The sequence below is a fragment of the Streptomyces sp. NPDC005784 genome, assembly GCF_042871525.1.
Taxonomy (GTDB): Bacteria; Actinomycetota; Actinomycetes; order Streptomycetales; family Streptomycetaceae; genus Streptomyces.
This window is the reverse complement of sequence record NZ_JBIAIQ010000022.1, coordinates 66,428-81,356: the sequence shown is the minus strand read 5'-3', so window position 1 is coordinate 81,356 and position 14,929 is coordinate 66,428. Positions and strand designations below refer to the sequence as shown.

The window sequence follows — 14,929 nt, the reverse complement described above, 5'->3', positions numbered from 1 at the left end:
AGCACCGCTCATGACCGCCACCGCCTCGACCCTGCTGGAGATGCGGTCGATCACCAAGACCTTCCCGGGCGTCACCGCGCTCGCCGACGTCGGCCTCGTCGTGAGGGAAGGCGAGATCCACGCGATCTGCGGCGAGAACGGCGCCGGCAAGTCCACGCTCATGAAGGTGCTCAGCGGCGTCCACCCGCACGGCAGCTACACCGGCGACATCGTCTACCGGGGTGAGCAGGTCCGGTTCCACGACATCCGGGCCAGCGAACAGGCCGGCATCGTGATCATCCACCAGGAGCTGGCCCTGGTACCGGGCATGTCGATCACCGAGAACCTCTTCCTCGGCAACGAGCCGCGCCGACGCGGCTCGATCGACTGGAAGACGGCCCAGCGACGGGCCCTGGAGCTGATGGAACAGGTCGGGCTCCGTGAGGACCCCGACACCCTGATCAAGGACATCGGCGTCGGCAAGCAGCAGCTCGTCGAGATCGCCAAGGCGTTCGCCAAGGACGTGAAGCTGCTGATCCTCGACGAGCCGACCGCGGCCCTGAACGAGGACGACTCCCAGCACCTGCTCAACCTGCTGCGTGACTTCCGCGAGCGGGGCATCACCTCGATCATCATTTCCCACAAGCTGAACGAGATCGAGGCGATCGCCGACACCATCACGATCCTGCGCGACGGCCGCACCATCGAGAGCCTCGACGTGCAGGCCGACGGCGTCAACGAGGACCGCATCGTGCGGGGCATGGTCGGCCGTGCGCTCGACAGCCGCTTCCCCGACCGCACGCCCGACATCGGCGAGGTCCTCTTCGAGGTCCGCGACTGGACGGTGCGGCACCCGAGTTCGGACGATCGGCTGGTGTGCAAGGGCTCGACGTTCCACGTCCGCCGCGGCGAGATCGTGGGCTTCGCGGGCCTCATGGGCGCCGGCCGCACCGAACTCGCGATGAGCATCTTCGGCCGCTCCTACGGCACCTGGCTGTCCGGGCGCACCTTCAAGGACGGCGAGGAGGTCCAGCTGAAGACGGTGGCGGACGCCATCCGCCACGGGCTGGCCTACGTCAGCGAGGACCGCAAGTCGATCGGCCTGAACCTGCTGGACGACATCAAGACCTCGATGGTGGCCGCCAAGCTGTCGAAGATCGCCCGGCGCAGCGTCATCGACCCGGTGCGCGAGCACCAGATCGCCGAGGAGTACCGCCAGAGCCTGAGGATCAAGACCCCCGGCGTCGACGAGGGTGTCGTCAAGCTCTCGGGCGGCAACCAGCAGAAGGTCGTCCTGGCGAAGTGGATGTTCACCGACCCCGACCTGCTGATCCTCGACGAGCCGACCCGCGGCATCGACGTGGGCGCCAAGTTCGAGATCTACGGGATCATCCAGCGGCTCGTCGCCCAGGGCAAGGGGGTCGTCGTCATCTCCTCCGAGCTGCCCGAGCTGATCGGCCTGTGCGACCGCATCTACACGGTGTTCGAGGGCACCATCACCGGCGACGTGGCGCGTGACGACGCCGACCCGGAACTCCTGATGAAGCAGATGACCGCTACCAAGAAGAGCCCGACTCCATGAGCCGTATAACAGACCTGCAGAAGAACCTCTTCGGAGGCACGACCTCCAACGCCCGCCAGTTCGGCATGATCTCCACCCTGGTGGCAATCGTCCTGCTGTTCCAGATCTGGACCGACGGACTGACGCTCACCTCCGGCAACCTCATCGCGGTCGTCAGCCAGTACTCGTACATCCTGATCCTGGCCATCGGGATGCTGATGGTGATCGTCGCCGGGCACATCGACCTGTCGGTCGGCTCCGTCGCCGCGTTCACCGGCATCGTCGTCGCCAAGACGATGCATGAGTACTCGCTCCCCTGGCCGCTCGGCATTCTGCTCGGCCTGCTCGTCGGCGCGGCGATCGGCGCGTGGCAGGGCTTCTGGGTCGCCTACATCGGCATACCGGCCTTCATCGTGACCCTCGCCGGAATGCTGCTGTTCCGCGGCGGCAACCAGTACATCGGCAACGCCGACACGGTTCCGGTGCCCGAGGGCTTCCGCCAGATCGGCGCCGGCTTCCTTCCCGAGGCGGGTCCGGACACCGGTTACAACAACCTGACGCTGCTGCTCGGGGTGGCCGCCTGCGCGGGCGTCGTGTGGCGTGAGTGGAAGGCGCGCCAGACCCGCCGTGAGATGAACGCCGACGTGGCGCCGCTGTGGGTCATGGGCATCCGGCTGGCCGTCATGCTCGTTGTCATCATCTTCGCCACGCTCCGCTTCGCGGGCGGCCGGATCGGCACCAGCGTGCCGATCTCCGGCATCATCCTGATCGTCCTGGTCCTCGCGTACTCGTACTACACGCGCAACACCATCGGCGGCCGGCACATCTACGCCGTCGGCGGCAACGCACGAGCGGCCGAACTGTCGGGCGTGAAGCTCAAGCGGGTCAACTTCTTCGTCATGATGAACATGTCGGTGCTGGCCGCGCTGGCAGGCATGATCTTCGTGGCACGGTCCGCGGCCTCCGGCCCCCAGGACGGTCTGAGCTGGGAACTGGACGCCATCGCGGCGGTGTTCATCGGCGGCGCGGCGGTCTCCGGCGGCCTCGGCACCGTCAGCGGCTCGATCGTCGGCGGTCTGGTGATGGCCCTGCTCAACAACGGCCTCCAGCTGGAGGGGGTCGGCTCGGACATGGTCCAGATCATCAAGGGACTCGTCCTGCTCCTCGCCGTCGCCTTCGACGTCTACAACAAGAGCCAGGGACGCTTCTCGCTCCTCGGGGCACTGACACGTCCGTTCCGGCGGGACGACGACCCGGCCACGCCGAAATCGCCGCCGTCCCCGTCCTCCGACGCCGACAAGACCAAGGTCGCGGGCTGACACCCGCAGCCCCCGGCGGCCGGACCCCTCCGGCCGCAATCGCTCCACCTCCCCCGACGACCGGGCATCCGGTCTCCTGACGACCGGGTGCCCGGTCCCCACCCCGGAACGACCGGTCATGGGCACACGGTCCGGCGGTGTCCCACCGCACCGCCACCGCCGCGCTCGACGACGCAGCACAACTCCGGCAACCAGCACCACACGAAGGGTTCGACTCCACCATGCGCTCACTCACCATCAGAAGCATCGCCGCCGTCGGCGCGGCTGCCCTGCTCACCCTGGGTACGGCCTGCTCCAACCACCGTGAGGGTTCCACCGCCAGCACCGACGGCAAGGGCTTCGCGAAGGACGCGCTGATCGGCGTCGCCCTGCCGGCCAAGACCTCGGAGAACTGGGTGCTCGCAGGAGACCTGTTCACCAACGGTCTGAAGGAGGCGGGCTTCAAGGGCGACGTCCAGTACGCGGGCGCCTCGACCACCGTCGCCGACCAGCAGGCGCAGATCTCCTCCATGGTCACCAAGGGCGCGAAGGTCATCGTGATCGGCGCGACCGACGCCTCGCAGCTCTCCACTCAGGTCTCGCAGGCCAAGCAGGCCGGCGCCACCGTCATCGCCTATGACCGTCTGATCACCAACACCAAGGACATCGACTACTACATCGCCTACGACAACTTCAAGGTCGGCCAGCTCCAGGGCCAGGCCCTCATCGACGGCATGAAGGCCAAGAAGCCCAAGGGCCCGTGGACGATCGAACTGTTCTCCGGCTCGCCGGACGACAACAACTCGAAGGTGTTCTTCGACGGAGCGATGCAGGTGCTCAAGCCTCTCATCGACAAGGGCGACATCGTTGTCGGCTCCAAGCAGACCGACATCAAGCAGACCGCGACCCAGGGCTGGAAGGCCGAGAACGCCCAACAGCGCATGGACTCGCTGCTGACCTCCGCCTACGGCGGCAAGAAGACCCTCGATGGTGTCCTGTCCCCGAACGACACCCTGGCCCGCGCGATCCTCACCTCGGTGAAGGGCGCCGGCAAGCCGATCCCGGTCGTCACCGGCCAGGACTCCGAGGTCGAGTCGGTCAAGTCGATCATGGCCGGTGAGCAGTACTCGACCATCAACAAGGACACCCGCAAGCTCGTCGCCGAGACCATCAACATGGTCAAGTCCCTGCAGAAGGGCAGCAAGCCGACCATCAACGACACCAAGTCGTACAACAACGGCTCCAAGGTCGTCCCGTCGTACCTCCTCCCGCCCGTCATCGTGACGAAGGAGAACGCGGCCCAGGCCTACGCCAACGACCCCAAGCTCTCGCCGCTCACGAAGTAGCACCGCAGGAAACACCGATCACCGCCGTCGCCCGTCCCGGGGTACCTCCGGGACGGGCGACGGCGGTTCGCGTTCCTCCTACTCGACAGTGATCTTGAAGGTACTGGTCGTGTTGCGGATGTCCTGGGCGTTGCCGCTCATCCGCAAGTTGCGGAAGGTGGCTTCGCCGACAGCCGGGCCCTGACCGGGTTCCGGCAACTCGTTGGCCCAGATGCCGAATCCCGACTTGGCGTCGAAGGCGTCGCCGCTCTTCTTGGAGTTGGTGATGGAGATGTCGGTGAAGATCGTGTCCTTCACCGGGAACTGGGGTTGGCCACCGGAGTAGTTGGTCTGGAACATGACGCCTCCGTAGGTGGAGTCGTCGATGTCGACGTCGTTCACCCTGATGCCCTGGAAGACCTTGGAGGCGGAGAACGCCCAGATGGCGGGGAAGACCTGCGAGCCCCAGAAGTGGCCGCCCGTTCTGTCCAGGGAGACGTTCTCGATCGTCGTGGGATCGGTCCCGAAGCCGTTCATCGGGTAGCCGAAGTCCAGCGAGGAGATCGTGATGCCGGAGTAGACCAGGGTGTCGGCGACACGGAGGTTGCGGAAGGTGTTGTTGTAGCCGCCGTAGACGGCGATCCCGGCCGCTCGCCAGGTGAGCGTCGATGTCAGGTTCTCGTAGAGGTTGTTCTTCTCGTCGGCGCCGCCGGCGTCGATCGCCGAGAAGAGGGCGAAGCTGTCGTCGCCCGTGGCACGCGCGTCGTTGTTGACGACATGGTTGTCCGTGGAGCCGTTCGTCATGTTGATGCCGTCGGCGAAGGTGTCCCGGATGCGGGCGTTCTTGAGGGTCATGTTGTCGGTGTTGGCGCCCCAGTAGAGGCACACCATGTGCTCGACCCAGATGTCGTCGATGGTGATGTTGGCGACGTTGGAGAAGTCGAACACCTTGCCCGGACCGTCGATCCGGGACGTGTAGTTGCCGAAGTAGGAGAAGCCGGTGAACGACGAGCCGTTGGCGGTGGCCTCGGCCCGGAAGCCGACGTCGGTGTTCTCCTGCGAGGCGGGGGCGTGGAAGCGGGTGAACCACGGCCCGGCTCCGACGACCTTGACCGCCTTGCCGTAGACCTGGAACTTGCTGGAGGTCTCGTAGTCACCGGCTGGCAGGTAGACGCCGACCAGCTTGCCCGTGGTGTCCATGCGGACCTTGTCGAGTGCGTTCTGCACGTCCTGGTGGGAGAAGCCCGCCGGGACCGTATAGGCAGCCGGGTCCGGGTTCGGGACCGCCGTCGCCTGCTCGGTGTTGACGAAGTCGATGGCGTAGGTGGAGGCGTTGGCCGCGTCCTTCTGGAGCCGGATCTTGGAGCCGGCCGGAACGGTCTTGCCGAGCTGCAGGTTCGCCTCGTCGTAGATGTGGCGAGGGGCACCGGAGCCGGGCGAGTTTCCGGGCGCGGTCTCGTTGCCGTAGAGCCAGGCGTACTTCGAGGTGAGGTCGATCGCCTTGAGGAACTGGCCGTCCACGTACACGTCGAGCGTCGTGTCGGTACCGTCCGGGATCGAGAAGCGGGTCACCAGGGTGTTGGTCGCGGCGCGGGTGGTCCATTCGACGTACTGGCCGGTCCCGTTGAGGGTCACCGCCTTGCGGCCGCTCGCCTCGCCGGCGATGTCGCCGACGGTCCGGTTCGGGCCGACGACCTTGGCGCCGGCGCCGAGGGTGCCGTCCTCGGCCTCGTACATGTCGTACGGCATGTCGGCGCCGCGGCCGACGAACAGGGCTTGCGTGGTGGTGTTGTTGGCCCGCTTGACCGGCAGTTCGTTGGTGTCGTCGGCGATGACCGTCTTGACGGTGTACTTGCCGTTGACGGCCGTCCACGAACCGAGGCCGACCGGTGCGGTCGTCTGGCCCGCGGCGATGGCACCGTCGTAGGAACCGCTGAGCGTCTTGACGGTAGCGCCCTTGGAGTCCTGGATCGTCAGCGTGACACCGTGGGCGCCGGAGGAGGCGGCCACCGTCCCCTGGTTCTTGATCGCGACGGCGAACTCGACCTCGTCGCCGGCCGACGCGCTGGAGGGGGTCCAGGAGACCGGTGCGGCCAGGAGGTCGGAGCTGGAGACGGGCTTGACGACGAGGGCGTCGGAGCGGGTGAAGGTGTTGTTCGCCTCGTTCTGCTCGATCACCTTGTTCGACGGGTCCACCTCGGCCCCGACCGGGTAACTGCCCGCGTCCCGGGCTCCGATGCTCGCGGTGACCGTCGTCGTCTCACCGGCCGCGAGCGCCGGGACGTCCGCCGTGGCGACCTTGGTCCCGCCGAGGGTGAAGTTGAGGTCGGTGGCCTTGGCCGCCTTGCTCCCGCTGTTGGTGACGGTCGCGGCGAGGCTGATGGCGTCCGACTCGACCGGGGCCGCGGGCGTGTTGGTGATGCCGGTGACCTTGAGGTCGGGGTTGGCCGCCGGGGAGCCGATCACCTGGAACTCGGCGACCTGCGCGCCCGGGGCGCCGGAGTTGGAAGTGAACTTGAGCTGGATGTCGGCGGCGGAGCCGGAGACCGGGATGGTCACGCTGTTGCCGCTGGACGGGTTGAACGTGTAGTCCTTCGCCGCGGTGAGGCTGGTGAAGGCCGTCGCGTCCTGGTCGCGGCCGAGCACCTGGACGTTCTGGGTCCGGGTCGCCCAGGCGGCGTCCGGGTTGAGTTTGACGACGACCTGGCTGAGGTCGGCGTTGGCACCCAGCTTGATGGTGAGGGTGGCCGGGTAGGCTCCGCCTCCGCTCTCCCAATAGGTGCCGATCTGGCCGTCGTTGGCGTTGGCCGCGACGTAGGTGAAGGTGTAGGAGGACGCCTCGACAGGCTTGCCCTGGGCGAGGTCGGATCCCGAACCGGAGCCGGTCCGGGTGACGCTGTTGCTCGCCGCCGACACGTTGCCCGCGGCGTCCTTCGCCTTCACGTAGTAGGTGACCGTGGCCGTCGCCGACGGGGTGTCGGTGTACGTCGTGACGTCACCCGCCACGGACTTGACGAGTTGGCCGTTGGCGTAGACGTCGTAGCCGGTGACCTTCACGTTGTCGGCGGACGCCTGCCAGGTGAGCTTCACGTCGCTGCCGGACTGCGTGTAGGCGAGGTTGCCGGGTGCCGTGGGGGCCTGGGTGTCCCCGCCCGATCCCTGGCGGGTGACGCTGTTGCTGTTGGAGGAGATGTTGCCCGCCGCGTCCTTCGCCCGTACGAAGTACGTGATGTCGGTGCCGGCCGGCTGCGTGTCGATGTAGGTCAGGACATTCCCGGCGACGCTCGCCCGCAGTTGGCCGTTGGCATAGATGTCGTACCCGGTGACGGCCGTGTCGTCGCTCGCCGCGTTCCAGGTCAACTTGATCTGCCCGGTGGCCGGTTCGGTCAAGGCCAGGTTGGACGGCGCGGTCGGTGCCTGGGTGTCGCCGGTGGCCGGTCCGTAGACTTCCAGCTCGGACAACTGCCCGGCGGGCCAGCCGGTGTTGGCGGTGAACAGCACCCGCACGTACCGCGTCGTGGTGGTGTCGAGGGCGATGGTCGCCGACTGGTCGTCGCCACTGTCGAAGGTGTACGCCTTCGAGGCCGTCAGGTCCGTGAAGTTCTGGTTGTCGGTCGAGCCCTGGACCTTCAGCGTCTGGCTGCGGCTCGGCCATCCCCCGGGCAGCCGCAGCGCCACCTGGTTCACCTTGACCGATGATCCGAGGTCGACCTGGAGCCACTGCGGGAAAGCGTTGTTCGTGCTCTCCCAGTAGGTGGCCCGGTTGCCGTCGCCGGCGTTGGCCGCGCCGTACACGTCGGCGTGCCCGCTCTCGGTGAAGGGCTTGCCCTGGGCGAGGTTGGGGGTCGAGGCGGCTGTCGTGAGGATCTGCATCTCGGCGAGCTGGGCGGTGGAGGCGACCGAGTTGCCGCTGAAGTCCGCCCGTACGTACCGGGCGAGGGTCGCGGGGAAGGAGACCTTCACCGTGTTCCCGTTGCCGGGGCCGAAGACGTACTGCGCCGACGACTTGAGTGTGGCGAAGCTCTTTCCGTCGGCGCTGCCCTGAAGCGCCAGCGACTGCGTGCGGGTCTGCCAGTGCTCGGGCAGTCGCAGCACGACCTGGCGGACGCGCTCGGTCCGCCCGAGGTCGGTCTGCACCCACTGGGCCGACTTCTTTCCGGCCTGCCAATAGGTGTCGGCGTCGCCGTCTGTGACATTGGCGGCCGTATGTGCGCCGCGGACGCTGCCGGCCTTGGTGGCGGCGTCCGCGGCGGCGTTGGGACCGCCGACGGCGTGGGCGCCGACGGCGGGCAGACCCAGAACCATGACGGCGGAGGCGAGCGCGGCGGTCACTGCGCGGCGTCTCCAGGATCTCGGCTTGTGTGGAGTCATACGAGGTTCACTCCCTGCGGAGGTTCGCGCGCCGGAGGGGGCGGCGAGGTCGGCTCGTTCCTGGGCAGAGCGGTGGCGCGGTACGACTGAATGGTCCGAACGGTTCGAACGGACTGGACGGCAAGAGCTGTCTGTACGGACATGTGCGATCCCCGAAAGGAGGATCACACGCAGGTTCTTGCATTGTTTCATCGCAATATTGCAGAGCGGTGCGAGTGCGTCTACGGCCAGGACGCCACAAGTTTCACCATCAACAGCCGAGTCTCAACGCCAAGGACATGGCGCACAAAGTCGGCAGACCGATGAACCGGTCCATGCGCGAGACCCGAAGGGCCAAGGCGAGTCAGCCGGGCACCCCCGGAGCGGCCCTTCTCCGGGGTCAATCTCCATATGCCGCCCACCGAGAGCCTCGCGTCGACCCTTCAGAAGCAGCTGTCGCCTGCGTCGGCGTCACCCGGCGTCAACGCCCGCACGCGCCGGTCCAGGCCTTGCGGCCCGAAATGCAAGCCAACGAAAGTTACGCAATTTTTTGCGCTTCCATGCGTCGCCGCAAAAGAGCCGGACCTCATACAGACCGTGTCGCATCCCATTGCGGAGCTGGCACTGGCCGGTCGCGATGACCGGCCGGATACATCACTCGCTCACCCCGCGCGAAGCCGCCTGCAACGGGCGCCGTCCGCATCGGCGGCTCTGAATCCGACGAATGTCCGGCGTGCTGACTACAACCCCGTACGAACTTGGGATGTCTTCTGAGTGGATGCAAGGGGGGTGTTGCACTGCCGTGCCTGTGCCACTCCCTGCCCCTATCCCAATCCCTGAACTGCGCCTCGCCGTCGGCCGGGGAGCCGACCGCGCACCTCCGGCGCCACGCGCGCAAGAAGCCGCGGCGGTACAGGACCTCGTAGAGCAATCCAGAAACGAAGGAGGATCTCTCCAGTGCGTCACATCAAAAGCGCGGCCCTGACGGCCGCCGCACTCCTCAGCCTCGGTGGCGGCACGATCGTTGCGGCCCCCGCGGCGCAGGCCGCCGTGCCCTTTCCGTCCATCGGCTGGCAGCAGCACAACTGCGACTACGACGGCAACGGGTTCGACGACGTACTGATCGGCGCCCCGGCCGCCACGGTGAGCGGCGCCAAGGCCGCCGGCTACGTCACCGTGCAGTACAGCTCGTCAAGTGGTCTCAGCACGACCAGGAAGAGCGTCCTTCAGCAGAACTCCTCCGGCGTCCCGGGCGCGGCCGAGGCCGGCGACGGCTTCGGCGGTGCCGTGGCCTCGGGTGACCTGGACAACGACGGTTACGACGACGCGATCGTCGGCATCCCCGGCGAGGACCTGGCCGGACTGTCCGACACGGGCGGCGCCACCGTCTTCTGGGGCTCGCCGACCGGGCTGCACGGCAGCGACAGCACCTGGCTGCAGGACCCCGACCAGCTGCGGGCCGGCTCGAACTTCGGTCTGGGCATCGAAGCGGCCCGGTACTTCGCCCCGGACCCGGCAGCCCCGGACGCCAACCTGCGCGACAGCATCGCCCTCCTGGAGAACGACACGCTGCTGTTCTTCACCGCCGCGCCGGAGGCGCCGGCCCGGCAACTGAAAGTGGTGGACACGGGAGTCCGGGCTCGGGACATGAGCCCGAAGGAGACGGGTTTCGCCTTCCGCAGTCTCAGCCACGGCAACTACAACGAGGACTCATGGGCTGACCTGGCCATCTCCGGTGTGACCACCGGCGACCAGCCGGGCATCGGCGCCACCCAGGTGCTGCACGGCGCGCCCAGCGTCGAGGAACTGGGGGACGGCGGCGCGTTCGAAGGCGGTCCCGCCGTCGTCTCCAGCGACTTCAACCACGACGGCCAGGACGACCTGGCCATCGGCGACACGGGCGTCGGCTCGCCCGTCGGTGGATCGGTCTCCGTCTACCTGGGCAAGGGCGACCTCTCCGGCCTCGACCCGACCCCGGCGCAGACGTGGACGCAGGACTCCCCCGGCGTCCCCGGCACAGCCGAGGCAGGCGACCGGTGGGGCTCTGAACTGTCATCCGGTGACACCGACGGCGACGGCCGCCCGGACCTCGCCATCGGCGCGCCCGGCGAGGACGTGGGTTCCGTGCCCGACGCGGGTGCGGTCTGGACGCTGCGCGGCGCACCGGGCGGGCTGACGGCGACCGGGGCACGCAGCTTCGACCAGAACTCCGCCGGCATTCCCGGCGCGGCGGAGGCCTCAGACCACTGGGGCGGCCAGGTGCGGCTGATCGACGCCGACAAGGACGGCCTGTTCGGCCTGCTGGCGGCGGCACCGGGTGAGAACACCGGCGACGGCATCGTATGGGTCATTCCCGCCTCGTCGTCGGGGTTGATCGCCAAGGGTTCGTGGACCTACGACGGGCCGAGGCTCGGGGCACCGGTGTCCCATGGGCGGTTCGGCACGGCGATCGACGAGTAGCGAAGCCGAGGAGGGCTGGGCGTTCAGTCTCCCTTGGGAGGCAGTGGTGCGCCCTTCTGCTCGCCGAGTACGGCGCTGTGTCCGCGGGGATCGGGCACGGCGCCACAGCCGCCAGCCCGCTCACGGAACTGAAGTCGACCCGCGGGCCCTTCACTCGCCTCGCACCTTCGCGGGCGGCTTGGGTCGGCTGTCTTTTAGGGAGCCTGCTGGGCAAGCGCCCGAACGCGACACCTCGGCGAGCGCGCGGGCCGACGGCCGTTCATGGGGCGAAGGCCGTGACCGGCATGTCGCCCCGCGGGAGAGCCCAGCCTCGGCCTTGTGTCAGGCAGGAGCCAGACGTGGATCCTCCGGGAAAGCGAGAGGGCCCGGATCGAATGGATCCGGGCCCTCTTCAACAGTAGCGGGGACAGGATTTGAACCTGCGACCTCTGGGTTATGAGCCCAGCGAGCTACCGAGCTGCTCCACCCCGCGTCGTTGTCCCCACCGTACGCCATCAGAGCAGGTACCAAACACCACCGTCCGCCGCAGAGCCTCTGCGGCGAAGCCGACCTTGGTGGCGTACTCGTACCGGCCCCGCTGTGAACCGAGGTCTCGATTGTGTCCTGCCACGCGTCGTAGAGGTTCCGGTGGTCGCCGGCAGCGTCGCCATCTGCCCCCCTCGCCTACAGCCTCATGCTGGTCGCCGTCATGCCGGCCCTCAACGGCGCCGGGGTGGCGCTTGGAAGGTATACGTGGTGTCCCCCGATCAGAGGGCGGTTCTGCGGCGTCTGCCGTGTTCTGTGCGGCCGTTCGGATGACTGGTTGGTGAGGCGTGCGGGCTGAAGCCGGGTGCTGGCCTAGCCTGTCGCGCGTCCGGGCTTTCCCCTGCTCTGTCCGGATTTCCCGTACTGGTCCGGAAGGAGTGTGAGGGTGGGGCTTTCGTCCGGCATCCGTGGCCTCCAACGGATTCTGCTCGCTCTGTGCCTGTCGGCAGCTCTGCTGGCCGGCTGCAGTTCCGGAGGTGGCGGGCCGGTGACGCTCAACTGGTACAACTTTCCCGATGATTCCGGTGCGTTGGCCAGTGCGGCCGGCGCCTGCTCCAAGCAGTCCGGTGGGCGCTACCGGATCAGTTACAACAAACTGCCCCGTACCGCGGACGGGCAGCGCCAGCAACTGGTGCGTCGACTGGCCGCCAAGGACAACACCGTCGACATCATCGGGCTGGACGTCACCTGGCCCGCCGAGTTCGCGGAAGCCAAATGGATCCTGCCGTGGACCGGAAGCAACCGCACCGCGGCCATCCGGGACACCCTGGAGGTCCCCCTGCGGACGGCCACATGGAAGGGCCGGTTGTACGCCGTCCCGTACAACACGAACACCCAACTGCTCTGGTATCGCAAGGACCTGGTCCCCACGCCGCCCACGACCTGGGCCGAGATGATCCAGATGGCCGGCCGTCTGGCGAAGCAGGGCAAGCCGCACTACGTGGAGATCCAGGGCGCACAGTACGAAGGACTCACGGTCTGGTTCAACACGCTGGTGGAGAGCGCCGGCGGCTCCATCCTGAACGCGACCGCCACGGCTCCCAAGTTGGGCCCACCCGCCGTGCGCGCGGCCTCCATCATGAAGGCCCTGGCCACCTCGGCCGCAGCCGATCCGTCCCTGTCCAATCAGATGGAGGACCAGAACCGGCTGGCCATGGAGTCCGGCAGCGCGGCCTTCGAGATCAACTACCCCTTCGTGTATCCCTCGATGAAGGCCAACAACCCCTCGCTCTTCAAGCAGTTCCGATGGGCGCCCTACCCGGGGGTCGAAAGGGGTCGGCCGGCCAAGCCCACCATCGGCGGCATCGACCTGGCCATCGGCGCCTACTCCCGTCACTCCGGGTTCGCCTTCGAGGCGGCTCTGTGCCTGCGGAACCGGCAGAACCAGTTGACCGCGGCGCTCAAGGGCGGGCTCCCACCCACGCTCCGCTCGCTCTACTCGTCCCCCTCGCTGGTCAAGAACTACCCCTTCGCCTCCACCGTTCTGACGGCCCTGGAGAACGCCAGCATCCGGCCCAAGACCCCCGCCTACCAGAACGTGTCCATCGCGATCTCGCACACCCTGTCGCCGCCGAACGGGATCCAACCGAGACCGGACGTGCAGAAGATCAGTGGCCAGATCAAGGACGCCCTCGCCTCGAAGGGGCTGATCCCGTGACCCAGTCGGCTCCGACCGCCCCTCAGGACGCACCGGCGCCCAAAAACGACCCCGCTCTGTCCGAAGGGGCCCGGCAGGAGCGCCGATTGGGCTGGCTGTTGTGCGCACCCGCCGTGATCGTCATGCTCGCCGTCACCGCCTACCCGATCGTCTACGCGATCTACCTCTCACTCCAGCGATACGACCTGCGCTTTCCACAACAAGCGCGGTTCGTCGGCTTCAGCAACTACGGCGCCGTGCTGTCCTCCGAGTTCTGGTGGCAGGCTCTGTGGGTGACGGTGCTCATCACCGTGGTCTCCGTGGTCGTGGAACTCGTCCTCGGATTCGCCCTGGCGCTGGTGATGCACCGCACCATCTTCGGCCGCGGGACGGTTCGTACCGCCATCCTGATCCCGTACGGCATCGTCACCGTGGTCGCCGCCTATTCCTGGCAGTACGCCTGGACCCCGGAAACCGGCTACCTGGCCGATCTCCTGCCCTCCGGCAGCGCTCCCCTGACCGAGCAGTGGCCGGCCATCGGCCTGATCATCCTGGCCGAGGTGTGGAAGACCACACCCTTCATGGCCCTGCTGCTGCTCGCCGGCCTCGCCCTGGTGCCGGAGGAGACGCTGCGCGCGGCCCAGGTGGACGGCGCCGGAGCCTGGCAGCGCTTCTTCCTGGTGACCGTACCCCTGATGAAGCCGGCCATCCTGGTCGCCCTGCTCTTCCGCACCCTGGACGCCTTCCGGATCTTCGACAACATCTACATCCTCACGTCCGGCGCGCACAACACCGGCTCGGTGTCCATCCTGGGCTACGACAACCTCTTCACCGCGCTCAACCTCGGCATCGGCTCGGCCATCTCCGTACTCATCTTCCTGTGCGTGGGATTGATCGCCTTCGCCTTCATCAAACTCTTCGGGGCAGCCGCCCCCGGCTCTCAGGAAGGGGGACGCTGATGTCCGCCGCCGGACGACGCCGGATGTCGGGGTGGGCCGTGGTCAACATCCTCGTGATCGCCTACGCGCTGTTCCCGGTCTGGTGGATCGTCGCTCTGTCCTTCAAGGACCCCAGCACCCTCACCGACGGCAGTTTCATCCCGACCAAGTGGACGTGGGAGAACTACCGCGGGATCTTCCAGACCTCCGAGTTCACCCGCTCGCTGATCAATTCCATCGGCATCGCCCTGATCTCCACGGTGATCGCGGTCGTGCTGGGCACCATGGCCGCCTATGCCGTCGCCCGGCTCCGTTTCCCCGGCAAGACCCTGCTGATCGGCATGTCGCTGTTGATCGCCATGTTCCCGCCCATCTCGCTGGTCTCGCCGTTGTTCAACATCGAGCGGATCATCGGCATTTTCGACACCTGGACCGGTCTGATCATCCCGTACATGACCTTCTCCCTGCCGCTTGCCATCTACACCCTGTCGGCCTTCTTCCGGGAAATCCCCTGGGACTTGGAGAAGGCGGCCAAGGTGGACGGTGCCACCCCGGCGCAGGCGTTCCGGCTGGTGATCGCTCCGCTCGCGGCGCCGGGAGTGTTCACCACGGCGATCCTGGTGTTCATCTTCTGCTGGAACGACTTCCTCTTCGCGATCTCACTGACCTCGACCTCGGCGGCCCGGACCGTGCCGGCGGCCATCGCCTTCTTCACCGGGAGCAGTCAGTTCGCCCAGCCCACCGGTTCGATCGCCGCCGCCGCCGTGGTGATCACCATCCCCATCATCATCTTCGTGCTGCTCTTCCAGCGGCGCATCGTGGCCGGGCTCACCTCCGGAGCCGTCAAGGGCTGACCG

General features: G+C 67.4%; 8 protein-coding genes and 1 tRNA gene. 7 read left to right on the top strand and 2 right to left on the bottom strand.

Annotated features, from left to right (window positions below):
- Nucleotides 1–10: 10 nt before the first annotated feature.
- The 3 genes from mmsA to ACFYR3_RS29210 all read left to right on the top strand — a co-directional run bounded on the left by mmsA (nucleotide 11) and on the right by ACFYR3_RS29210 (nucleotide 4,184).
- A complete protein-coding gene (gene mmsA / locus ACFYR3_RS29220; protein WP_355841494.1) occupies nucleotides 11–1,561 on the top strand; it encodes a multiple monosaccharide ABC transporter ATP-binding protein in 1,551 nt (516 codons plus the stop codon).
- Nucleotides 1,558–2,859 carry a multiple monosaccharide ABC transporter permease gene (gene mmsB, locus ACFYR3_RS29215; RefSeq protein ID WP_355841497.1) on the top strand — a complete coding sequence of 434 codons (1,302 nt, stop codon included), beginning with the start codon at nucleotides 1,558–1,560 and terminating at the stop codon, nucleotides 2,857–2,859. The genes mmsA and mmsB overlap by 4 nt, the downstream gene beginning before the upstream one ends.
- A gap of 137 nt (nucleotides 2,860–2,996) precedes the next feature.
- Nucleotides 2,997–4,184 carry a sugar-binding protein gene (locus ACFYR3_RS29210; RefSeq protein ID WP_355841500.1) on the top strand — a complete coding sequence of 396 codons (1,188 nt, stop codon included), beginning with the start codon at nucleotides 2,997–2,999 and terminating at the stop codon, nucleotides 4,182–4,184.
- A gap of 78 nt (nucleotides 4,185–4,262) precedes the next feature.
- On the opposite strand, the gene ACFYR3_RS29205 is transcribed toward ACFYR3_RS29210, so the two are convergent.
- Nucleotides 4,263–8,534, bottom strand: a complete 4,272-nt coding sequence (locus ACFYR3_RS29205) for a discoidin domain-containing protein (RefSeq protein WP_389285113.1) — start codon at nucleotides 8,532–8,534, stop codon at nucleotides 4,263–4,265.
- A 936-nt stretch (nucleotides 8,535–9,470) separates the two neighbouring features.
- Here ACFYR3_RS29205 and ACFYR3_RS29200 point away from each other — a divergent pair.
- Entirely contained in the window at nucleotides 9,471–10,973 is a 1,503-nt protein-coding gene (locus ACFYR3_RS29200) for an FG-GAP repeat protein (RefSeq protein ID WP_389285112.1), read from the top strand.
- Between the two features lie 398 nt (nucleotides 10,974–11,371).
- Here ACFYR3_RS29200 and ACFYR3_RS29195 read toward each other — a convergent pair.
- A tRNA-Met gene (locus ACFYR3_RS29195) sits at nucleotides 11,372–11,445 on the bottom strand.
- Between the two features lie 438 nt (nucleotides 11,446–11,883).
- On the opposite strand from ACFYR3_RS29195, the gene ACFYR3_RS29190 reads away from it, so the two are divergent.
- Genes ACFYR3_RS29190 through ACFYR3_RS29180 form a run of 3 tightly spaced genes read left to right on the top strand, consistent with a single transcriptional unit; the run spans nucleotide 11,884 to nucleotide 14,926 of the window.
- Nucleotides 11,884–13,155 carry an ABC transporter substrate-binding protein gene (locus ACFYR3_RS29190; RefSeq protein ID WP_355841509.1) on the top strand — a complete coding sequence of 424 codons (1,272 nt, stop codon included), beginning with the start codon at nucleotides 11,884–11,886 and terminating at the stop codon, nucleotides 13,153–13,155.
- A complete protein-coding gene (locus ACFYR3_RS29185) occupies nucleotides 13,152–14,093 on the top strand; it encodes a carbohydrate ABC transporter permease (protein ID WP_389285111.1) in 942 nt (313 codons plus the stop codon). Before ACFYR3_RS29190 ends, ACFYR3_RS29185 begins: the two co-directional genes overlap by 4 nt.
- Nucleotides 14,093–14,926, top strand: a complete 834-nt coding sequence (locus tag ACFYR3_RS29180; RefSeq protein WP_355841515.1) for a carbohydrate ABC transporter permease — start codon at nucleotides 14,093–14,095, stop codon at nucleotides 14,924–14,926. Before ACFYR3_RS29185 ends, ACFYR3_RS29180 begins: the two co-directional genes overlap by 1 nt.
- Nucleotides 14,927–14,929: the final 3 nt, after the last annotated feature.

Excerpts from the sequence above, each read along its gene's own strand:
- mmsA (WP_355841494.1), top strand. The coding sequence starts at position 11 with ATGACCGCCACCGCCTCGACCCTGCTGGAGATGCGGTCGATCACCAAG.
- mmsB (WP_355841497.1), top strand. The coding sequence starts at position 1,558 with ATGAGCCGTATAACAGACCTGCAGAAGAACCTCTTCGGAGGCACGACC.
- ACFYR3_RS29205 (WP_389285113.1), bottom strand. The coding sequence starts at position 8,534 with ATGACTCCACACAAGCCGAGATCCTGGAGACGCCGCGCAGTGACCGCC.
- ACFYR3_RS29180 (WP_355841515.1), top strand. The coding sequence starts at position 14,093 with ATGTCCGCCGCCGGACGACGCCGGATGTCGGGGTGGGCCGTGGTCAAC.